17 protein-coding genes are annotated in these 21,097 nt (G+C 58.0%); 6 read left to right on the top strand and 11 right to left on the bottom strand.

Annotation, left to right across the window (positions count from 1 at the left end; all coding sequences use genetic code 11):
- The first annotated feature begins 16 nt into the window (after positions 1-16).
- Complete coding sequence (malP, locus tag WFK59_RS18445; RefSeq protein ID WP_336756751.1) at positions 17-2,422, top strand: maltodextrin phosphorylase; 2,406 nt, start codon at positions 17-19, stop codon at positions 2,420-2,422.
- A gap of 8 nt (positions 2,423-2,430) precedes the next feature.
- Positions 2,431-4,500 carry a 4-alpha-glucanotransferase gene (gene malQ / locus WFK59_RS18440; RefSeq protein WP_336756749.1) on the top strand — a complete coding sequence of 690 codons (2,070 nt, stop codon included), beginning with the start codon at positions 2,431-2,433 and terminating at the stop codon, positions 4,498-4,500.
- Between the two features lie 39 nt (positions 4,501-4,539).
- On the opposite strand, the gene nfuA is transcribed toward malQ, so the two are convergent.
- Together nfuA and gntX are read right to left on the bottom strand one after the other, a co-directional pair.
- Positions 4,540-5,115, bottom strand: coding sequence for a Fe-S biogenesis protein NfuA (gene nfuA, locus WFK59_RS18435; RefSeq protein ID WP_094120218.1), 576 nt, complete (start codon positions 5,113-5,115; stop codon positions 4,540-4,542).
- Positions 5,116-5,173: 58 nt separating this feature from the next.
- Positions 5,174-5,854 carry a DNA utilization protein GntX gene (gene gntX, locus WFK59_RS18430; RefSeq protein WP_336756748.1) on the bottom strand — a complete coding sequence of 227 codons (681 nt, stop codon included), beginning with the start codon at positions 5,852-5,854 and terminating at the stop codon, positions 5,174-5,176.
- Between the two features lie 34 nt (positions 5,855-5,888).
- Here gntX and bioH point away from each other — a divergent pair, with 34 nt between their 5' ends.
- Together bioH and WFK59_RS18420 are read left to right on the top strand one after the other, a co-directional pair.
- The gene (bioH, locus tag WFK59_RS18425; protein WP_233986904.1) at positions 5,889-6,665 is read left to right on the top strand and encodes a pimeloyl-ACP methyl ester esterase BioH; all 777 of its coding nucleotides are present in this window, start codon (positions 5,889-5,891) and stop codon (positions 6,663-6,665) included.
- Between the two features lie 168 nt (positions 6,666-6,833).
- Positions 6,834-7,103: a YdgH/BhsA/McbA-like domain containing protein gene (locus tag WFK59_RS18420; RefSeq protein ID WP_233986905.1), complete on the top strand. Its 270-nt coding sequence runs from the start codon at positions 6,834-6,836 to the stop codon at positions 7,101-7,103.
- Here WFK59_RS18420 and WFK59_RS18415 read toward each other — a convergent pair whose 3' ends face one another.
- From WFK59_RS18415 to yjbE, 4 genes are all read right to left on the bottom strand, one after another.
- Complete coding sequence (locus tag WFK59_RS18415) at positions 7,104-8,789, bottom strand: alpha-amylase family glycosyl hydrolase (protein ID WP_233986906.1); 1,686 nt, start codon at positions 8,787-8,789, stop codon at positions 7,104-7,106.
- Positions 8,790-8,916: 127 nt separating this feature from the next.
- Positions 8,917-11,244 carry a Tex family protein gene (locus tag WFK59_RS18410; RefSeq protein ID WP_336756747.1) on the bottom strand — a complete coding sequence of 776 codons (2,328 nt, stop codon included), beginning with the start codon at positions 11,242-11,244 and terminating at the stop codon, positions 8,917-8,919.
- Between the two features lie 103 nt (positions 11,245-11,347).
- On the bottom strand, positions 11,348-11,821 hold the full coding sequence (gene greB, locus WFK59_RS18405; protein WP_233986908.1) for a transcription elongation factor GreB: 474 nt from the start codon (positions 11,819-11,821) through the stop codon (positions 11,348-11,350).
- A gap of 187 nt (positions 11,822-12,008) precedes the next feature.
- Positions 12,009-12,251: an exopolysaccharide production protein YjbE gene (gene yjbE, locus WFK59_RS18400; RefSeq protein WP_233986909.1), complete on the bottom strand. Its 243-nt coding sequence runs from the start codon at positions 12,249-12,251 to the stop codon at positions 12,009-12,011.
- 535 nt (positions 12,252-12,786) lie between these two features.
- On the opposite strand from yjbE, the gene ompR reads away from it, so the two are divergent.
- Entirely contained in the window at positions 12,787-13,506 is a 720-nt protein-coding gene (gene ompR / locus WFK59_RS18395) for an osmolarity response regulator transcription factor OmpR (protein WP_001157751.1), read from the top strand.
- Complete coding sequence (gene envZ, locus WFK59_RS18390) at positions 13,503-14,870, top strand: two-component system sensor histidine kinase EnvZ (RefSeq protein ID WP_233986911.1); 1,368 nt, start codon at positions 13,503-13,505, stop codon at positions 14,868-14,870. The genes ompR and envZ overlap by 4 nt, the downstream gene beginning before the upstream one ends.
- A 38-nt stretch (positions 14,871-14,908) precedes the next feature.
- Here the strand turns inward: envZ and pckA are convergent, their stop codons facing one another.
- From pckA to WFK59_RS18365, 5 genes are all read right to left on the bottom strand, one after another.
- Positions 14,909-16,528, bottom strand: a complete 1,620-nt coding sequence (pckA, locus tag WFK59_RS18385) for a phosphoenolpyruvate carboxykinase (ATP) (RefSeq protein WP_233986912.1) — start codon at positions 16,526-16,528, stop codon at positions 14,909-14,911.
- A 351-nt stretch (positions 16,529-16,879) separates the two neighbouring features.
- Positions 16,880-17,746 carry an Hsp33 family molecular chaperone HslO gene (gene hslO / locus WFK59_RS18380; RefSeq protein WP_233986913.1) on the bottom strand — a complete coding sequence of 289 codons (867 nt, stop codon included), beginning with the start codon at positions 17,744-17,746 and terminating at the stop codon, positions 16,880-16,882.
- 50 nt (positions 17,747-17,796) lie between these two features.
- A complete protein-coding gene (gene hslR / locus WFK59_RS18375) occupies positions 17,797-18,198 on the bottom strand; it encodes a ribosome-associated heat shock protein Hsp15 (RefSeq protein ID WP_233986914.1) in 402 nt (133 codons plus the stop codon).
- Positions 18,199-18,211: 13 nt separating this feature from the next.
- Complete coding sequence (gene yrfG / locus WFK59_RS18370; protein WP_336756745.1) at positions 18,212-18,862, bottom strand: GMP/IMP nucleotidase; 651 nt, start codon at positions 18,860-18,862, stop codon at positions 18,212-18,214.
- 53 nt (positions 18,863-18,915) lie between these two features.
- Positions 18,916-21,051 carry an intracellular growth attenuator family protein gene (locus WFK59_RS18365; RefSeq protein ID WP_233986916.1) on the bottom strand — a complete coding sequence of 712 codons (2,136 nt, stop codon included), beginning with the start codon at positions 21,049-21,051 and terminating at the stop codon, positions 18,916-18,918.
- Positions 21,052-21,097 lie beyond the last annotated feature (46 nt).

Raw genomic sequence — 21,097 nt, 5'->3', positions numbered from 1 at the left:
AACAGAAGGGAGTGATATGCCGCAGCAGAAATTCAATAAAGCCCGTTTTAACGCCGCATTAACCCGTCAATGGCAACACTCAGGTCTCACCTCCGCACAACAGATGACAACGCACCAGTGGTGGCAGGCGATTAGCGCAGCGCTGGCAGAATTGCTGGCGGCGCAACCGTCGCCGCGCGTCTCGGAGCGCCAGCGCCACGTCAATTACCTGTCGATGGAGTTTCTGATCGGCCGTCTGACCGGCAACAATCTGATCAATCTGGGCTGGTATGACGAGGTGAAGGCGCTGCTGGCTGAGCAGCAGATCGATTTAACCGAGCTGCTGGAGCAGGAGGTTGATCCGGCGCTTGGCAACGGCGGGCTGGGACGGCTGGCGGCCTGCTACATGGACTCGATGGCAACGGTGGGTCAGTCTGCCACCGGACACGGACTCAACTATCAGTATGGCCTGTTCCGCCAGTCCTTTCATCAGGGACATCAGATTGAAGCGCCCGACGACTGGCAGCGTGACCGCTATCCGTGGTTCCGCCACAATGCGGCACTGGATGTTGAGGTGGCGATGGGCGGCAGCGTGGTGAAGCTGGAGCAGGGCGGCGTCCGCTGGCAACCCGATTTCTTTCTGCGCGGCGAGGCGTGGGATCTGCCGGTGACCGGTTACCGCAATGGCACTACGCTGCCGCTGCGTTTGTGGCAGGCGACCAGTGCTCATCCTTTCGATCTGACCCGCTTTAACAACGGGGAGTTTTTGCAGGCGGAGCAGCCCGGCATTGACGCGGCCAAACTGACTAAGGTGCTCTATCCCAACGATAATCACGTGGCGGGCAAACGGCTGCGGTTGATGCAGCAATATTTCCAGTGCGCCTGTGCGGTCGCTGACATCCTGCGCCGCCATCATCAGGCGGGGCGCAGCATCCACAGCCTGCCCGATTACGAAGTGATTCAGCTCAACGATACCCATCCCACCATCGCCATTCCGGAGATGCTGCGACGGTTGCTGGACGAGCATCAACTGAGCTGGGATGAGGCCTGGCATATCACCAGCCGGTTGTTCGCTTACACCAACCACACGCTGATGCCCGAAGCGCTGGAGCGCTGGGATGAAAAACTGCTGCGCAGCCTGCTGCCGCGTCACATGCTGATTATTAAAGAGATCAATCAGCGGCTGAAGAAGCAGGTGAAGCAGCGCTGGCCGGATGACAAAGCGCTCTGGCACAAGCTGGCGGTGGTGGCTGACGGCGAAGTGCGTATGGCGAATCTCTGCGTGGTCAGCGGTTTCGCGGTTAACGGCGTAGCAGCGCTGCACTCCCGGCTGGTGATTACCGATCTGTTCCCGGAGTATTACCAGCTATGGCCGCATAAATTTCACAACGTCACCAACGGGATTACTCCGCGCCGCTGGCTGAAGCAGTGTAATCCGGCGCTGGCGTCGCTGATTGATGAGACGCTTGAGGGAGAATGGGCCAGCAACCTCGATGCGCTCAAAGGGCTGGAGGCCTATGCCGACGATCCGGCGTTTTGCCAGCGTTATCACAGCATCAAGCAGCAGAACAAAGCGCGGCTGACCGACTACATTGCGCAGCGCACCGGCATTATTGTCAATCCGACGGCGATGTTCGACGTGCAGATCAAGCGTTTACATGAGTACAAACGCCAGCATCTCAGCCTGCTGCATATTCTGCACTGCTATCAGACCCTGCTGAATAACCCGGAAGATGCGCACTTTATTCCGCGGGTCTTTCTGTTTGGTGCCAAAGCGGCGCCGGGCTATTACCTCGCGAAAAATATTATTTACGCTATCAATAAAGTGGCGGAAGTGGTCAACAACGACCCGCGGGTCGGCGACAGACTCAAAGTGGTGTTTATTCCCGATTACCGTATCACCGTGGCGGAGTTGATCATCCCGGCGGCGGACTTGTCTGAGCAGATTTCCACTGCCGGCTATGAAGCCTCCGGCACCGGCAATATGAAGCTGGCGCTGAACGGCGCGCTGACCATCGGCACGCTGGACGGGGCCAATGTCGAAATCGCCGAACAGGTCGGCGAGGAGAATATTTTCATCTTCGGGCATCACGCTGATGAGGTGAAAGCCCTGAAAGCGGCCGGTTATAACCCGAAAAAAGTGCGCAAGCAGAATAAGGCGCTCGACGCGATACTCAAATCGCTGGAGAAGGGCAAGTTCAGCGACGGGGACAAACAGGCGTTTGACCTGATGCTGGCGAGCCTGACCAAAAACGGCGATCCCTGGCTGGTGCTGGCAGATTATCAGGCCTACATCGAGGCGCAACAACGGGTGGAAGCGCTATGGCGCGACCCGCAGCGCTGGACGCGCGCCGCCATCCTTAACACCGCGCGAACCGGCATGTTCAGCTCGGATCGCGCCATTCGTGATTATCAGCAACGTATCTGGCAGGCAGCACGCTAAGGAGCAGCATGAAACAGAACTCACTTGATCAGGCCGCCCGGGCGGCCGGTATTTCGCTGGATTACATCAACGTTAACGGCGAAAAAGAGGCGATCAGCGACGACACCAAACGCGCGTTGCTGGCGGTGATGGGCGATCCGCATGGCGCAAAGAAGGCGCCACTGCCGCCGGTCGCAGTGTTCAGCGGCAGCGGTAAACGTCAGCTTACCCCGCAGGGCAGCGGGGTTTATCACTGGCAGTTGCAAACCGAAAACGGCAAACAGCTCAGCGGGGAACTGACCGCTGGCGAACCTTTTACGCTGCCGGGTCCGCTGGCGCAGGGCTACCACCAGCTGACGCTCAGCAAAGGAAAAAAGCAGTGGCAGACCCGCATTATTGTCACTCCGCGCCGCTGCTATCTGCCGCCGGCGCTGGAAGCGGGCGAGAAGCGCTGGGGCGCGCTGGTACAGCTCTACACGGTGCGTTCGGCGCAGAACTGGGGCATCGGTGATTTTGGCGATCTGCAAATCCTGCTGGAGCAGCTGGCGGCGCGCGGCGGCGATTTCGTCGGGCTCAATCCCCTGCATGCGCTCTATCCGGCCAGTGCCGATTTCGCCAGTCCTTACAGTCCGTCATCACGTCGCTGGCTGAACGTTATCTACATCGATGTCGCTCAGGTAGTCGATTTCCAGCAAAGCCCGGCGGCGCAGAAGTGGTGGAAAAGCGCTAAAACGCAGCGGGCGCTGAGTAAAGTGCGTGAGGCGGAGCTGGTTGATTATGAGGCGGTGATGGCGCTCAAACTGGCCGCGTTACGCCTCGCCTGGGAACATTTCCAGGCGCGGGATGCAGAGAGCGACGATAAACAGTCGTGGTCCGCTTTTGTGCGCGAAGGCGGCGACAGCCTGCGTTATCAGGCAGCCTATGACGGCATACAACTTGAGCGGCGGGCAGGCAATGCGCAGCACTGGGGCTGGCCCGCCTGGCCGGAAGGCTGGCGCAACAGCCAGTTGCCGGAGGTGCAGCGCTGGTGTGAGCGGCATGAAGAGGAGATCGCCTTCTGGCAGTGGCTGCAATGGCTGGCGCAGCAGCAGTTTTCTCACTGCTGGGCGCGCAGTCAGGCGCTGGGGATGAGCGTCGGGCTTTACCGCGATCTGGCCGTCGGCGTGGCGGAAGGCAGCGCCGAAACCTGGCACGATCCGGAGCTCTATCGCCTGCAGGCGTCGATTGGCGCACCGCCCGATCGCCTGGGTCCGTTAGGCCAGAACTGGGGCTTACCGCCGATGGACCCGCATGTGATGCAGGCGCGCGGCTATCAGCCATTCATCGACATGCTGCGCGCCAACATGCGTGATTGCGGCGCGTTGCGTATCGACCATGTGATGTCACTGCTGCGTCTGTGGTGGGTGCCCGCCGGTGAAACGGCGGATAAAGGGGCCTACGTGGCTTATCCGGTCGATGATCTGCTCGGCATTCTGGCGCTGGAGAGCCATCGGCTGCGCTGCATGGTGATCGGAGAAGATCTCGGCACCGTACCAAAAGAGATCGTCAGCCTGCTGCGCAAAAGCGGGGTGTTTTCGTGGAAGGTGCTGTGGTTCGAGCAGGAAAAAAACGGCAGTTATCGTGCGCCAGCGGACTATCCGCGGCAGTCAATTGCCAGCGCCAGTACCCATGATCTGCCGACGCTGACCGGTTTCTGGCAGCAGGGCGATCTGTCGCTGGGGGAGAAGATTGGCCTCTATCCGGGCGATGCGGTCAACGCGCTGCATCAGCAGCGGGCAGAGCAGAAGCAGGCGCTGCTGGATGCGCTGCATCAGGCAGGCGCGCTACCGGCCCGCAGCCCGAAAAAAGCGGATAAGCTGGCAATGACGCCGACGCTGAATCGGGCGATTCATCGCTTCCTGGCCGATACCGACAGTGCGTTACTCGGCCTGCAGCCAGAGGACTGGCTCGGGATGACCACGCCGGTCAATGTACCGGGCACGGTTGAGCAATACCCCAACTGGCGGCGCAAACTGAGTAAAACGCTGGAAGAGATATTTGCTGACGAGGAAGTGAATAAGCTGCTCAAAGCGGTCAGCCAGCAGCGTAAGCCTGGCTGAGAAGGTCAGCGCGACAGCTGAGCTGTCGCGCTGACGTCATCAGTAAAACGAGTGTTCGCCGCGCTGGTGCTCGGTGATGTCGCGCACGCCTTTCAGTTCCGGGAAGGCGGCCAGCAGCTCTTTCTCGATGCCATCTTTCAGGGTGACGTCAATCATGGAACAGCCGTTACAGCCGCCGCCGAACTGCAGGATGGCGTAACCGTCATCGGTGATCTCCATCAGCGACACGCGGCCACCGTGGCCCGCCAGCTGTGGGTTGATCTGCGCCTGCAGCAGATACTCAACGCGTTCCACCATCGGCGCATCATCAGAGACCTTGCGCATTTTGGCGTTAGGCGCTTTCAGCGTCAGCTGCGAACCGAGGTTATCGGTGACGAAATCGATTTCAGCGTCTTCCAGATAAGGTGCGCTCAGTTCATCCACGTAGGCTGACAGTTTTTCGAACTTCAGCTCGGTATCGGTCGCTTCGACCGCGTCAGGTGGGCAATAAGAGACACCACACTCGGCTGTTGGCGTACCCGGGTTAATCACGAATACGCGAATCTGGGTGCCATCTTCTTGTTTGGATAGCAGTCTGGAAAAATGCTCTTGGGCAGAATCAGTAATTCGGATCATGTCGATTGCTCAATAGTTGACTAATTTAGTTGGTTATAATACGCCCATCAATGACGCTCTACAAGGTACGGCACAGGCACCAGACCTGCACGCTGGCCGCGCCCTGCGCCAGTAACAGGCGACTGATTTCTTCTGTGGTACTGCCGGTGGTGACCACATCGTCCAGCAGGGCGATATGCCGTCCGCGCACCGCCATTTCAAGGCGGAAAGCACCGCGTAAGTTGCTGCGGCGCTGACGGGCGTTCAGCTGATGCTGTAGCGCCCCTTGTCGCAGACGGTGTAATCCGGTTCCCCACTCACAACCCAGCCAGTGCGCCAGCGGCGCGGCCAGCAGATCGGTCTGATTGTAGCCGCGCTGCCAGCGTCGTCGCCGATGCAGCGGGACCGACAGTAGCAGGTCAGGGCGCGGCAGGTTGCCACGCCGGTAGACATCCAGCCAGCTTAGCAAAAGCAGCCGCGCCAGCATCACCCTGAGTGCGGTTACGCGAGAAAATTTGAGCTGGTTCACCCACAGGCTGAACGGCGGGCGATAGCTGTTAACGCAGATCAGTGCCTGCCACGCGGGTGGCTTCTGCAGGCAGCGTCCGCAGGGCTGCCGCACGTTAGCGGCGGGTAGGCCACAGCGTGGGCAGAGCAGCGGCAAAGCGGGCAACTGGCGCATACAGGGAGTACACAGGCCGTGTTGCGCCATCTGCAACGGTAACCGGCATAGCCAACACAGGGCAGGCATTGATAGCATAGCGACCTCCTTATCACTTTCGGGATAGTAACTGATGACGTCGCTTTACTGGCACACCTGTGGAACAGGGAATGTTGATCTTGTGCTGCTGCACGGATGGGGACTGAATGCCGAAGTCTGGCAGAGCATCATTCCGCGACTCAGCCCGCACTATCGTCTGCATCTGGTCGATCTGCCCGGTTATGGTCGCAGCCAGGCCTTTGGCGCGCTGTCGCTGGCAGAGATGGCGCAGCAGTTGCTGCCTGCGCTGCCTCCGCAGGCGGTGGTTGTCGGCTGGTCACTGGGCGGACTGGTCGCAACCGAGCTGGCGCTGACCGCGCCGCAACGGCTGCGGGCGCTGATTACCGTTGCATCTTCACCCTGTTTTACCGCGACAGAGAACTGGCCAGGCATCAAACCCGATACGCTGCAAAATTTCCAGCAGCTGCTCAGTAACGATTTTCAGCGCACGGTCGAGCGCTTTCTGGCGTTGCAGACGCTGGGAACAGAGACCGCCCGGGCCGATGCGCGCCGCCTGAAAGAGGTGGTGCTGTCGCAGCCGATGCCGTCGGTGGCGGTGCTGGATGGCGGGCTGGAAATTTTACGCCAGGTTGATCTGCGCGACGCGTTACCGCAGCTATCGCTGCCGTTTCTGCGACTGTATGGCGCGCTGGATGGCCTGGTGCCGCGCAGCATCGCTGCCCGCCTTGACCAGACGCTGCCCGCTTCGCCGTCGTGGGTGATCGACAAGGCGGCCCACGCGCCGTTTATCTCTCATCCTGAGGCGTTTTGTCAGCATATTATGAACTTCATCAACGATTTGCCGACTTAATTGCGCCGGTGACTGGCAAATCTGGCCGCAGCGGCAATACTTCTCTTCGTGAGCAAGGCCGCTGCAATTTTATGTGATTAGTCCCGGACGACTATGCTGTTCCATGCTGCCTTACGCGTTTCGCGGTTGCTTACATCTCACAATGGACCATGAATGAGGGTAAACATAATGAAGGTTTTTAAATGGGTTGTGGCTTCAATGATGATGGGCGCGATTTCATTTTCTGCGATGGCAGCGAAAGAAGTCACCAAAGAAGAAGTTAAAACAATGAACCTGCAGAAGATTGGCACCGTTAACACCACGGCGGAAACCACCTCGCCGATGGATGCGAAAAAAGCGCTGTCTCAGCTGGCTGACGAAAAGGGCGGCAAATATTTCCTGGTCATCGCCGGTCGTGAACACGGTAAATTCAGCGCCACGGCTGACGTCTATAAATAATTAGCGTAGCCACATAAACTGCCAGGCATCCAGCCTCACCGGCTGGGTGCCATCAATCTTCCTGCCGCTCACCACATCCTGCAGCCTATGCGCCACCGGCAACCGGGTTTCAACCGGGCGTCCGCTGAGATTAAACACGCACAGTAATCCCTCGCCACTTTCTGGCTGATGCCGGCGCATCACCAGCAGTGCGTTTTCGCTATCATAAAGCGTCATCGGATTGTCAGGATGAAACGCCGGCTGGCGACGCCGCAGCTGAATCAGCTGACCCAGTTGGGTATAGACCTGATGGCGCAGCCAGTCTTCTCCTGCCAGCGCCGCCTCAATCTGTGCAAGATCGTATTTCTGACGGTTAATCGCCCGGTTATGACCCGCCGCCCGTACGCCATCGTAATGGTTGCGTGAGCCGAGTATGCTTTGAATATAGATAGCCGGCACGCCAGGAAAGGCCAGCAGGATGGCGTGTGCCAGCAGAAAGCGCTGCAGGCGGGTCGCGTCATCGTCGGCTTCACGGTTTAACGCATCCAGATAGGTGACGTTGATTTCATACGGGCTGGTCGTGCCGTCCGGGTTATTTTTGTAGGAAACCAGCGCGCCCTCCAGCGCCAGATCGCGCACCAGCGCCACAATCTCTACCTCGCTCAGAATGCCGCGTGCCGGGTTCAGCCCGATACCATCGTGCGACGCCAGAAAGTTGAAGAAGGTGGTGTCGTTACTGCTGAGATCGAGGCTGCTGGCCCATTGACGCAAGGCGCGCGCCGAGCCGGTATGAATGCCGTGCAGCACCAGCGGCGGCAGGGAGAACTGATAGACCATCTGCGCCTCATCGTGGCCGTTGCCCAGATAGCTGATGTTGTCCTGATGCGGCACGTTGGTCTCGGTGACGATCACCGTACCGGGCGCGACAATATCGGCGATGGCGCGGAACAGTTTCACCAGCTGATGTGTCTTTTCCAGATGAATACAGCGGGTACCGGGCGTTTTCCACATGTAACCGACCGCATCCAGCCGCACATAATCAGCACCGCGTTTCAGGTAGTCGAGCAGCACATTGACCATGCGCAGCAGCACCGCCGGATTGGCAAAGTTGAGATCAATCTGATCGGCGCTGAAGGTGGTCCAGATAAAGCGGGTCTCGCCATCGGCCATCTGAAACGGCGTCAGCAGTGGGGAAGTCCGCGGGCGCGTCACCGCGCTGAGATCGGTGGCGGGCGGCATACTGATGAAGAAGTCATCCCAGCCGGGGTCCTGCGCCAGAAAGTGCCGGAACCAGGCGCTGTGCGACGACATGTGGTTACAGACGAAATCAAACATCAGGCGGGTTTCCTGATGCAGCCGCGCAACGTCCTGCCAGTCGCCACAGATCGGATCGACCTGATGATAATCAATCACCGAGAAGCCATCGTCAGACGACCAGGGGAAGAACGGCAGCAGGTGCACCAGCGGGAAAATCGATTGCAGGTGCTGCTGATAGAAACGGGAAAAGGTGCTGAGCGTTGGCTTATCGGCTTCGCGAAACTGATCGGCGTAGCTGATCAGCACCACGTCCTGCTCATCCCAGTGCGCTTTGCGCGGCAGCTTGATGGCATCGCGCGCGTCTGCAATATCCGCCAGCAGCTGCGTACGCGTTGCCTCAGGAAAAGTGCCGGCATAAATCTTATCGATTAGATCGGTGATCGTTTCCATCGTGAGTTGGGTGCCACTGCAGGTGTTGTTTTTATGACAGGCGTCTTTCTAGCGTAGCGCTATGGCGGGGATTTTCCACTGAGGGAGCGAGATTGAAAGGGGGACGACAGGCGTCCCCCTGAAAAACTTAGCGTTTCTTACCGAAGGCGGCCGCCAGCGCATCACCCATCGCGCTGTTACCCGCAGGCTGACTGGCCGGACGGGCGCGGCCTTTACTGGCTGCCGGGCGCTTCTCGTCACGTGGCGCAGCGTTCTTCCCGCCACCGCGTGCATTGCCTTCACCGGGCTGCTCATCCAGACGCATCGTCAGGGCAATTCGCTTACGGGGCAGATCGACCTCCATCACCTTCACTTTAACGATATCGCCTGCCTTCACCACCTGATGCGGATCCTCGACGAAGCGGTCGGAGAGCGACGAGATATGCACCAGACCATCCTGATGCACGCCGATGTCGACGAACGCGCCGAAGTTAGTGACGTTGGTCACCGCGCCTTCCAGAATCATGCCTGGCGTCAGATCGTTCAGCGTCTCGACGCCTTCGGCAAACTGCGCGGTTTTAAACTCAGGACGCGGATCGCGGCCCGGCTTCTCCAGCTCTTTCATAATGTCGGTGACGGTCGGTAAACCGAAACGCTCATCGGTGAAATCGTGGGCGCGCAGGTTACGCAAACTGCCGGCGTTCCCCATCAGATCACTCAGCGCCTGTTCGGTGGCAGCCAGAATCCGCTCCACTACCGGATAGGCTTCCGGGTGAACGGTCGAGGCGTCCAGCGGGTTATCGCCGTGGTTGATGCGCAGGAAGCCCGCACACTGTTCAAAGGCTTTCGGACCGAGACGGCTGACTTTCAGCAGCTGCTGACGATTCTGGAAACGACCATTTTCATCACGCCAGCCGACAATATTTTGCGCCATCATGCGCGTCAGGCCAGCCACGCGGGTCAGCAATGGCACCGAGGCGGTATTCAGATCGACACCGACGGCGTTCACACAGTCTTCCACCACCGCATCCAGTTTCTTCGCCAGCTGGCTCTGACTGACGTCATGCTGATACTGGCCAACCCCGATCGATTTCGGATCGATCTTCACCAGCTCCGCCAGCGGGTCCTGCAGACGACGGGCAATGGAAACTGCGCCACGCAGCGAGACATCGAGATCCGGAAACTCCAGCGCCGCCAGCTCAGACGCTGAGTAGACCGAGGCACCGGCTTCGCTGACAATCACTTTTTGCGCCGTGACCTTCGGGAACTGCTGTTGCAGATCGAGGAAGAAACGCTCGGTTTCGCGTGAGGCCGTGCCGTTACCGATCGCCACCAGCTCAACCTGATGCTTGATACAGAGTGCGGCGACGGCAGCGGCGGCTTTCGCCGTCTGGCCGGTGTGCGGATAGACGGTATCGGTCGCCACCAGTTTGCCGGTGGCATCCACTACCGCCACTTTAACGCCGGTGCGCAGGCCCGGATCGAGACCCATGGTGGCGCGCATGCCAGCCGGTGCCGCCATCAGCAGATCGTGCAGGTTACGGGCGAAGACGTTGATCGCTTCATCTTCAGCACGCTCACGAACCGTGCCCATCAGCTCGGTTTCCAGATGCAGCATCACCTTGATGCGCCAGGTCCAGCTCACCACCGCTTTACGCCAGCTATCGGCCGGGGCGTTATTCAGGCGCAGGTTGAGGTGCTCCGCAATCAGCGTTTCGCCATAGCTTTCACGCGGCGCTTCATCAAACTGCGGATCGGCGTTGAGCGACAGTTGCAGTACACCTTCATTGCGGCCACGCAGCATCGCCAGCGCACGGTGTGACGGCACGCTGCTCAGCGCTTCATGGTGATCAAAATAGTCGCGGAACTTGGCCCCGGCTTCCTCTTTGCCTTCCACCACGCGGGAGACCAGATGGGCATTCTTCCATAGGTAGTTACGCACTTTCGCCAGCAGCGTCGCATCTTCGGCGAAACGCTCCATCAGAATGTAGCGGGCACCGTCCAGCGCGGCGCGCACGTCGGCAACGCCTTTATCCGCATCCACGTAGCGTTCAGCCAGCTGCTCCGGCTGGTGGGATGGGTTCTGCCACAGCGTCTCCGCCAGCGGTTCCAGACCGGCTTCAATCGCGATCTGGCCGCGGGTGCGGCGTTTCGGTTTATAGGGCAGGTAGAGATCTTCAAGCTCGGTTTTGCTGAGGGTAGTGTTGATGGCGCGCGCGAGGTCGTCGGTGAGTTTTCCCTGCTCATCAATCGACTTCAGAATCGACTGACGGCGCTCTTCAAGTTCACGCAGATAGCTGAGGCGGGTTTCCAGCTGGCGCAGTTGGGTATCATCCAGCCCACCGGTGACCTCTTTACGATAACGTGCGATAAACGGCACGGTATTCCCTTCATCCAACAGGCGAACGGCGGCGTCAACTTGCTCTGCCCGCGCCTGTAGCTCGCTGGCAATTATCTGGCTCAGAACTTTCATCATCAGGACTGTCTTGCTTTCCGGGTTGAGAAATAGCGGACAGTTATACGGATTGATGGTTGAAATTGCCAGAGATGCGGGCGGCTTTCAGCGATATTCTGAATCGCTATTGCTGATAGCGGATTTCGTTGACGTACCACAGCGCCGGACCGGCTGGCGTCTCAACGGTAGCGGCATCGCCGACCTCTTTTTTCAGCAGGGCGCGCGCCATTGGCGAGTCGATGGAGATGTAATCTTTGCGGCCAAAAATCTCATCATAGCCGACGATGCGGAAGCGCTTGATGTCACCGTCATCGTTTTCAATTTCGACCCAGGCACCAAAGAAGACTTTGCCATCCTGCTGCGGTGAGTAATCCACAATCCGCAACTGCTCCAGGCTTTTGGTCAGATAGCGAACGCGGCGGTCAATTTCACGCAGGCGCTTTTTATTGTACTGATAATCGGCATTTTCACTGCGGTCGCCGAGGCTGGCGGCCCAGGTGACTTTTTTGGTCACTTCCGGTCGCTCTTCACGCCACAGGTAATCGAGTTCTGCTTTCAGCTTATCGAAGCCTTCGCGGGTAATCAGTCGGGTTTTCATGCTGCACTGGCCAGAAAAAATCAAAGAGCGTCAGTGTAAGGCAAAGGAGGCGTGGCAAAAAAGAGTCGGGGAAAGGGTTTTTAAAGTCTAAAAACCCACGTTGACTTCCCCGGCGGCGAAAAGGGTTGCTGCAAAAGTGTGTTCTGAAGCCAATAGCGGCTGAGGCCAATCGAGCAGAGGGTAAAAATTATTTTCCGGCGTGCGTCGCCGTGGTGGTTGAGGTGCTGCCGTGTCCGTCTCCGCCACCGCCCGCAGTAGCCAGCGCTACGCCGAGCAGTGCCGCAACCGCGCCCACGCCGATGGCATTTGAGTTGCCCTGTGCGGTGGTCGTCGCCTGAGCGCCCGCCGCTTCACCGGTAGCGGTAGCGGCATAAACCGGGCTGACGCTCGCTAATGCCAGCGCGCTGAGCAGTAAAATTGTTTTTTTCATTGTGTTATCCCCGTTGAGACGTCAATTGATGCCAGAGCAGTCTGGTTGAAATTATTCGGGGCGAAAAGTTGGCTTTACTGATTGATTTAACGCACTTTAATTTTCACTGGCCGTGCAAATGAGGCGAATCCAATTAATCCGAGAGGAGTCAGGCGGCAATAAGCCGTTTGCTGGAATTTTATGCTGTGAATCTTGCAATGCTGTAGATTATCTGGAGCTAATCAATAATGATGGCTGATGTTTAAGTCAAATTATCTGATAACCTGCTGAAATTGCTGACTGAATAAACGCTGGCGCGCTTCTGACGCCAGCAATGAAGAGAAATTTCGCCAAAATTTCGGAATTGCCGTAACGCTTTGCTAACAGGGTGAAAAGGGTTATATCCCGGTCCTGATGCGCGTAAATTAAATATAAGCTGCTGTTTAATATGCTTTGTAACAATTTTGGCTAGAATATAAACCATTAATGACTGTCACTATAAGGCATCTTTTTTTAACAATGTTGGCTCAGGCAATAGCGCCTTTGGGAGTTGAAAATGCAAGAGAACTACAAAATTCTGGTCGTCGATGATGATATGCGTCTGCGTGCACTGCTTGAACGCTATCTCACCGAGCAGGGCTTTCAGGTGCGCAGTGTTGCTAACGCCGAGCAGATGGACCGTTTGTTAACCCGTGAATCTTTTCATCTGATGGTGCTCGATCTGATGTTGCCAGGCGAAGATGGTCTCTCGATCTGTCGTCGTCTGCGCAGCCAGAGCAACCCGATGCCGATCATTATGGTGACCGCCAAGGGCGAAGAAGTGGATCGTATTGTCGGGCTGGAAATCGGCGCGGATGACTACATTCCAAAACCCTTTAACCCGCGTGAGCTGCTGGCCCGTATCCGGGCGGTGCTGCGTCGTCAGGCTAATGAGCTGCCGGGCGCGCCTTCGCAGGAAGAGGCGGTTATCGCCTTTGGTAAGTTCAAACTTAACCTCGGTACCCGTGAAATGTTCCGCGAAGATGAGCCAATGCCGCTCACCAGCGGTGAGTTCGCGGTGCTGAAAGCGCTGGTCAGCCATCCGCGCGAGCCACTGTCGCGTGACAAGCTGATGAACCTGGCGCGGGGCCGTGAATACAGCGCCATGGAACGTTCGATCGATGTCCAGATCTCCCGCCTGCGCCGCATGGTGGAAGAGGACCCGGCGCATCCGCGTTATATCCAGACCGTCTGGGGCCTGGGCTACGTCTTTGTGCCGGACGGCAGTAAAGCATGAGGCGACTGCGCTTCTCGCCACGCAGTTCGTTTGCCCGCACCTTGCTGTTGATCGTGACCCTGCTGTTCGTCAGCCTGGTCACGACCTACCTGGTGGTGCTGAACTTCGCCATTCTTCCCAGTCTGCAACAGTTCAATAAGGTGCTGGCCTACGAAGTGCGTATGCTGATGACCGACCGGCTGCAGCTGGAGGATGGCACGCAGCTGGAAGTGCCACCGGCGTTTCGCCGGGAAATCTACCGCGAACTGGGGATCTCGCTCTATACCAATGCAGCAGCAGAGGAGAGCGGATTGCGATGGGCGCAGCACTATGAATTTCTGAGCGAGCAGATGGGCCAGCAGCTTGGTGGTCCAACCGACGTGCGGGTTGAAGTAAACAAGAATTCGCCGGTGGTGTGGCTGAAAACCTGGCTGTCACCGGACATCTGGGTGCGGGTGCCGCTGACCGAAATTCATCAGGGCGACTTCTCACCGCTGTTCCGCTATACCCTGGCAATTATGCTGCTGGCGATCGGCGGGGCCTGGCTGTTTATCCGTATTCAGAACCGACCGCTGGTGGATCTGGAGCACGCCGCTCTGCAGGTCGGACGCGGGATTATTCCGCCGCCGCTGCGCGAATATGGCGCCTCGGAGGTGCGGTCGGTGACGCGTGCCTTTAACCAGATGGCCGCCGGCGTGAAGCAGCTGGCAGACGATCGCACGCTGTTAATGGCGGGCGTCAGCCACGATCTGCGTACGCCACTGACCCGCATTCGTCTCGCCACCGAGATGATGAGCGAGCAGGATGGCTATCTGGCCGAGTCGATCAATAAAGATATCGAAGAGTGCAACGCCATTATCGAGCAGTTCATCGACTACCTGCGTACCGGTCAGGAGATGCAGACCGAGCGGGCCGATCTCAACAGCGTACTGGGTGAGGTGGTCGCCGCCGAGAGCGGCTATGAACGTGAGATTGAAAACGCGGTGATGCCGGAAGAGTTAATGCTGGATATCAACCCGCTGTCGATCAAGCGGGCGCTGGCCAATCTGGTGGTGAATGCGGCACGTTACGGTAATGGCTGGATCAAGGTCAGCAGCGGACGGGAACTGCATCGCGCCTGGTTTCAGGTGGAAGATGACGGGCCGGGCATCAAGCCGGATCAGCTGGCGCATCTGTTCCAGCCGTTTGTACGCGGTGACAGCGCCCGCAGCACCAGCGGTACCGGGCTGGGACTGGCGATTGTTCAACGGATTATCGATGCGCATCAGGGATCGCTGGAGATTGGCGAGAGCGAACGCGGCGGGTTACGGATTCGTGCCTGGCTGCCGTTAGCGGAAACCCTGGCGCTGAGCCACAACACCAGCAGTAACAGCGTCTCAGGCTGATAAAAAAAACGGCGCGGCATGAACACCGCGCCGATTTTTTAGCGTTGCGGACCGGCTTTCACCAGTGCGGCACCGGCTTCGTTATCGGTATATTTGGCGAAATTATCAATAAACCGCTGCGCCAGACCTTCGGCGGCCGCGGTCCACTTCTCCTCGCTTTCCCAGCCGCGACGCGGATCGAGCGTCCCGGCATCCAGTTCGCCCAGGCTGACCGGCATCTGCAGATTAAAAATCGGCAGCGTTTCGGTCGGCGCATCATCCAGTTCACCCGCCAGAATCGCGTTGATGATGGCGCGGGTATTCTTCAGGGAGATGCGTTTGCCGCTGCCGTTCCAGCCGGTATTAACCAGATAAGCCTGCGCACCGGCGGCTTCCATTCGCTTCACCAGCACTTCAGCGTATTGCGTCGGATGCAGCGTCAGGAACGCCGCGCCAAAGCAGGCGGAGAAGGTCGGGGTTGGTTCGGTAACGCCGCGCTCGGTGCCTGCCAGTTTTGCGGTAAAGCCCGACAGGAAATGGTACTGGGTCTGTTCAGGCGTCAGGCGTGAAACCGGCGGCAGCACGCCAAAGGCATCGGCGGTCAGGAAGATCACTTTCTTCGCGTGGCCCGCTTTAGAGACCGGCCGCACAATATTGTCGATGTGGTTAATCGGATAGGAGACGCGGGTATTTTCCGTTTTGCTGCCGTCGGCGTAATCGACGCTGCCATCTTCGCGCACCACCACGTTTTCCAGCAGCGCATTGCGGCGAATCGCCCGGTAGATCTCCGGCTCGGCCTGCTCAGAAAGATTGATGGTTTTGGCGTAGCAGCCGCCTTCAAAGTTAAATACGCCGTCGTCGTCCCAGCCGTGCTCATCATCGCCAATCAGCTGACGATCAGGATCGGTAGAGAGCGTGGTTTTGCCGGTGCCGGAGAGGCCAAAGAATACCGCGACATCGCCCGCTTTGCCGACGTTGGCGGAACAGTGCATTGAAGCAATGCCTTTCAGCGGCAGCAGGTAGTTCATGACGGCAAACAGCCCTTTCTTCATTTCGCCGCCGTACCAGGTGCCGCCGATCAGCTGCATACGCTCGGTCAGGTTGAAGGCAACGAAGTTCTCTGAATGCAGCCCCTGTGCCTGCCAGTCCGGGTTGGTGCATTTCGCGCCGTTCATCACCACGAAGTCGGGCGTGAAACCAGCCAGCTCCGCCTCATCCGGCTGGATAAACATGTTTTTCACGAAGTGCGCCTGCCAGGCAACCTCAGTGACGAAGCGCACGCTCAGACGGGAATCGGCATTGGCACCGCAGAAGGCATCCACCACAAACAGACGTTTGCCGGAAAGCTGCCGGGTGACGCAGCCTTTCAGCGCGTTCCAGGTCTCCTGCGACAGCGGCTGATTGTCATTTTTGCCGGTGCCCTGATCGTTCCACCACAGGGTATCGCGCGTGGTGTCGTCACGCACAATGTACTTATCCTTTGGCGATCGCCCGGTGAAAATGCCGGTATCCACCGCAATTGCGCCGCTCTGCGTCAGGGTGCCGCGTGCAAAACCGTCGAGGTCCGGGCGTGTCTCTTCCTGAAACAGCGTATCGTAATCAGGGTTGTAGACCACTTCCGTGGTATCCACGATGCCCAAAGCGGCAAGGTCTTGCGAGGTCAGGCCGTTAACGCGCATTTTACTGCTCCTTAAATCGGTGTCTGTTCTGCAAAGCAGAGATAGGTTGGGATCGTGCCGCCAGGTACCCTCGCTGAAGATTCACAGCGCGTCGCCAGCTTGCCGCGTCCGGATAGCTCGCCGGTTCAGGCATCTGCCTCGGGATGATGGGCGGATGCACGATCGCGCGCAGTTTACTCCTCTGCGTTTCGGGAAAAAGTCTGGCGATCTAAAAATGCGACTCAGGGCGCGTTAAGACTATGTTTCGAACGTTTTGAAGATGTTATGAAAGTAAAAAAAGATAATTTTTCAAGAAAATTATGGGGATAGGCGGAGCGGGGAGGAAAAGGGCGGCGAATGCCGCCCGATAAATCAGTGCAGACGGTCGCTGTTTTCCAGCGAATGGCTACGGATGCCCGCAATATCCACCGCGTCAAACACATAGTTCGAGCCGCAGTAATCGCAGTGCATATCGATTTTGCCATCTTCCGCGATGATCTCATCGACCTCTTCCTGCGGCAGCGTTTTCAGCACTTCGCCACAACGCTCACGCGAACAGGTACATTTGTAGATCACCGGTTGCGGATCGTAGAGCGTCGCTTCTTCCTGATGATAAAGACGCCACAGCACTTCATTGGCTGGCAGATCGATCAGCTCATCGGTTTTGATGGTTTCGGTCAGCGTCGCCAGATGGTCGAACGCCTCTTTCTCAGTTTCCTGCGCTGGCATCACCTGCAACAGAATACCGGCTGCGCCTTTCTCGCTGGTACGGATAAACAGCCGCGTCGGCAGCTGCTCGGAACGCATAAAGTAATCTTCCAGGCATTCGGCCAGCGTTTCGCCTTCCAGCCCGACCACGCCCTGATAGCGTTCGCCTTTTTCCGGAGAGATAGTGATCACCAGATAGCCGTTACCGACCATGCTTTTCAGCGTGCTGTCGGCCGGAATATCGCCTTTGATCCGCGCCACGCCGCGCAGCTCCTGGTTGTTGTTGCCGTTAATCACCGCCAGGGATAACGGGCCGTCACCCTGCAACTGCACGGTGATTTCGCCGTCAAACTTCAGCGTGGCGGTCAGCAGGCTGGTCGCCACCAGCATCTCACCCAGCAGGGTATTCACCGCCGCCGGATAGTCGTGGTTCTTCACGGTTTCGCGCCAGGTGTTGGAGACATTCACCAGCTCGCCACGTACCGCGGCATTTTCAAACAGATAACGGTGCAGTTGATCCTGGACTGACATATTTTTTTCTCTCGTTGGGGCGGGGCGGTGACGCGTCAGCAAAGACGGCGCTACTCATCGCCCGATAATTTAAACTTCATCAAATCGCGACGCTCTTTCTTATCAGGTCGCCGATCGGGATGTGGCATTGTCAGGGCATTCATCTTGCGCGCCTGCGCCACTTTCTCGCGTTTTTCGATGCTGGCATCCGTTTCCCGGTAGAGCTGCTGGGCTTCGCTGGCCGGACGGCGTTGACTACTGATTTCTGCCACTACCACCGTACGTTCATCGTTGCCCTGCCGCAGGGTCAGCTCCGCATTCAGCTCCACCAGCTTGCCGGGTTTGCTGCGCTGACCGTTGTAATGCACTTTGCCGCCTTCAATCATCTCGCGCGCCAGCGCACGGGTTTTATAAAAGCGGGCTGCCCACAGCCACTTATCGAGGCGCACGCCTTCGCTGCTTTTCTCTTTCATTGCTGCTCCTGCTTCAGATCAGCGTCTGGTAATCGCTCACCGCGACGTGACGCTCGAAGATTTGCTCAGGACGGCCCGAATCGGGATTACTCACGCCTAAGCACCAGCCGATGCCCGCTAACTTCGCCGCATCCAGAATCACTTCGTTGTCATCGATAAACAGCGTACGCCGCGCACAATAGCCGGTGTGCTGTTGTACCGCCTGCCATAAACGTTGGTCTTCTTTCGGATACCCAAAGGTATGGGTAGAAAGTAATAAATCAAGGTGTGGCGCTAAACCGGTCTGCGCCAGTTTGACGTCCAGATTGTAAGGATGCGCGTTGGTAAGCAGGATGGTGCGCTTGCCTGCGCGTCGCAACGCCTGCAGAAACGGCAACGTATCGGGGCGAAGCGCCACGCGGCTGCGCAGTTCCCAGGTCATGGTGCGGATATCCAGCGCCAGCGCCTGCGCCCAGTAATCCAGACAATACCAGTTTAGCGTATGGGCTACGGCCTGATACTTTTCCGCGATGATCTGATCCGCTTCCGCCAGCGTGATGCCGCGCTGCTGGCTGAGTAGTGCAGGCACATGCTCCAGCCAGAAATGACGATCAAACGCCAGATCCAGCAGCGTGCCATCCATATCCAGCAGTACGGTATCAATCTCAGACCAGTCGAACGTCATGGTGTCTCACCCTGTAAAAAACCGGGCGACAGGGTAGCACAGAAGGGCAGGGCTCAGAATAACGAGCGCACGCCCTGCAAAGTGCCGAGGTTATGGTTGAAGCACTTGTCGTAATAGTGCTGGATGTCGGTCATCCGCTGGCGATTACGGTGCATACGACGCAGGGCCAGCAGTCCGTTGATCAGCGCGCAGGTCACCAGCACCAGCAGCAGCAGCGCGGTACCCAGATAGCGCCACTGCGCCATCGCATCCGGCTCATTGTGCAGCGCAATGTGCCGCGTGCCGTTGGCATCGGTCGACAGGCTGGTGATGATGCCACTGGCGCTGAACGGCGTATGCAGCAGCATAGCGGACATCCGCTGCAGTTCGCGCCATTGCGACGGCGGATCGAGGTCAAACAGCGAGACCGTTGGCTGAGGCTGATTCACCAGCTGGCGTCCCTCATCGCTGATAATCAGGAAGCCGCCCGGTGGCGGGCTGTTGAGGTTTTCCGCTGCCCGTCGGGTTTCACGAAAGAAGAAGGTCGAGGTGGCGGTATTCACCAGATTTTCCAGCGCTTCGGCACTCACCGGGCGCAGCAACACATTCATCCCGTTCAGCTGGCCGGAGTCGGCACGGCGCACCAGCGCTTCCCAGTCTTTGGCGTTGCCTAAATTCACCAGCGCGTTCTTCAGCCGGACGCAATCCTGCGGCTGATTACACAAGTCCTGGGTTTTCATCACCAGATCGGAGAAGTCATCCAGCAGGATCATGCCGGATTTCTGAATCGCTGAGGCCAGTTGCGGATTCAGCTTAGGATCGGTGTTGGTTTCCGGGTGTAACTGCCGGGTAGTGGTCTCCAGCAGGGCTGCCGCCTTATCAATGATGTCCGATTGCGGCTGCGGCAGCGGTGTGGCGTTATTCCAGTAGACCGCGGAGCAGTCGAACGGCATAAAGGCGTAGCTGCGGTTACTCTGGTAGTTATCCGGAACCGAACACATGCCATTGCCGGTCACTTTCAGGTTGTCACCGATATTCAGAGCGACGCCGCTGAGCTTGTCTACGCTGCTCACTTCCAGGCTGTCGGTGCCTCTGGCCCAGGCCAGGCTGAGCTTAATCGGCATACTGAGCGGGATCCAGGTTACCAGCAGCGCCAGCACGGTTAACGATCCGCAGGCCAGCACCACGTTTTTACGCCAGCGCTGAATAGGAAAATTTTTCACCTCATCCTGCAGCGACAGGAACCGGCCCTGACGCACCACCTGACGGTTCAGGTAGATCTCCACGTCGGTCACCTGACCGAGATCGTGGGCCACGTAGGGTTGCCAGTGCGGTGGATAAGCGAGATCGATAATCCCCAGCGTGATGTTGCTCTGCTCCTGATTAGACTCACTGAACAGGCCCCAGCGCTTAGGTGCGCCGCGCAGACAGTGAATGTCACGCAGGCCGCGTTCACCAGGAATGCGGTAGAGCAGCCACAGGCTGGCGGCGATCATCGCCGCGCCAGCCAGCACCAGCCAGATCATGAACGTCGCCGGCACCAGCAGGCTGAAGAAGAATAGCAACAGGGCGAGCGAGATAATGACCGCTTCACGCGTGCCATCCGGACGCGACAGGCGATACTCTTCTGGCGTCTCTTTACGCACCTTCAGCAGCTCAACGCTTTCGGTTTCTGCTTTACGGATGGAGGCATTGGTCGAGACCGGGCGCATCAGCGTCGGCAGGCTTTGCTGATCAACGGCGTAATCGACCAGCGAATGACCGTTTAATGAGATCACCAGCGGAATCGATTGAGTGCGAATCAGTTCAACGTAGTTTTCATCGGTGATGTACTGCTCCCACAGCGGCGGCAGATGCACTTCGACTTCGTCGAGGTAGTAGCGCCATTTATGGGGATCGTCGGTCGACAGGCCGTAGCGGGTAATCGCACGGGTGACCGGATAGACATTATTACTTTGTGCAGTCAGGGTCAGACGGTCAGGCGCAGCGCGTTTGTCCGTCGAGACGGCAGTACGCGGCTGTTTTTCCAGCGCAGCAACATACTTATCTACCGCTTTGCGCTCCTGATCGGAGAGTTTGCGGCAGGGCGGACTGATAAATGGCAGCGGTTTCGCCAACGGCGGACGATGCCGCATAGCGTACCAAAACCCAATGCCTGCCAGGATTGAACAGGTTAGCACTATGGCCAATATCGTAAAGATTGTGCTCATGCTCTGCTCAATTCAGCCAAAATGCTGCCTTCACTTTAAACTCATG

Origin of the sequence: Pantoea sp. USHLN298 (genome assembly GCF_037149395.1) — a bacterium.
GTDB lineage: Bacteria > Pseudomonadota > Gammaproteobacteria > Enterobacterales > Enterobacteriaceae > Pantoea > Pantoea astica.
Note: the sequence above shows the minus strand (reverse complement) of the source record. Positions and strands in the feature narration are given on the sequence as shown.

Coding starts and splice junctions, on each gene's coding strand:
- malP (WP_336756751.1), top strand. CDS start 17: ATGCCGCAGCAGAAATTCAATAAAGCCCGTTTTAACGCCGCATTAACC.
- malQ (WP_336756749.1), top strand. CDS start 2,431: ATGAAACAGAACTCACTTGATCAGGCCGCCCGGGCGGCCGGTATTTCG.
- nfuA (WP_094120218.1), bottom strand. CDS start 5,115: ATGATCCGAATTACTGATTCTGCCCAAGAGCATTTTTCCAGACTGCTA.
- gntX (WP_336756748.1), bottom strand. CDS start 5,854: ATGCTATCAATGCCTGCCCTGTGTTGGCTATGCCGGTTACCGTTGCAG.
- bioH (WP_233986904.1), top strand. CDS start 5,889: ATGACGTCGCTTTACTGGCACACCTGTGGAACAGGGAATGTTGATCTT.
- WFK59_RS18420 (WP_233986905.1), top strand. CDS start 6,834: ATGAAGGTTTTTAAATGGGTTGTGGCTTCAATGATGATGGGCGCGATT.
- WFK59_RS18415 (WP_233986906.1), bottom strand. CDS start 8,789: ATGGAAACGATCACCGATCTAATCGATAAGATTTATGCCGGCACTTTT.
- WFK59_RS18410 (WP_336756747.1), bottom strand. CDS start 11,244: ATGATGAAAGTTCTGAGCCAGATAATTGCCAGCGAGCTACAGGCGCGG.
- greB (WP_233986908.1), bottom strand. CDS start 11,821: ATGAAAACCCGACTGATTACCCGCGAAGGCTTCGATAAGCTGAAAGCA.
- yjbE (WP_233986909.1), bottom strand. CDS start 12,251: ATGAAAAAAACAATTTTACTGCTCAGCGCGCTGGCATTAGCGAGCGTC.
- ompR (WP_001157751.1), top strand. CDS start 12,787: ATGCAAGAGAACTACAAAATTCTGGTCGTCGATGATGATATGCGTCTG.
- envZ (WP_233986911.1), top strand. CDS start 13,503: ATGAGGCGACTGCGCTTCTCGCCACGCAGTTCGTTTGCCCGCACCTTG.
- pckA (WP_233986912.1), bottom strand. CDS start 16,528: ATGCGCGTTAACGGCCTGACCTCGCAAGACCTTGCCGCTTTGGGCATC.
- hslO (WP_233986913.1), bottom strand. CDS start 17,746: ATGTCAGTCCAGGATCAACTGCACCGTTATCTGTTTGAAAATGCCGCG.
- hslR (WP_233986914.1), bottom strand. CDS start 18,198: ATGAAAGAGAAAAGCAGCGAAGGCGTGCGCCTCGATAAGTGGCTGTGG.
- yrfG (WP_336756745.1), bottom strand. CDS start 18,862: ATGACGTTCGACTGGTCTGAGATTGATACCGTACTGCTGGATATGGAT.
- WFK59_RS18365 (WP_233986916.1), bottom strand. CDS start 21,051: ATGAGCACAATCTTTACGATATTGGCCATAGTGCTAACCTGTTCAATC.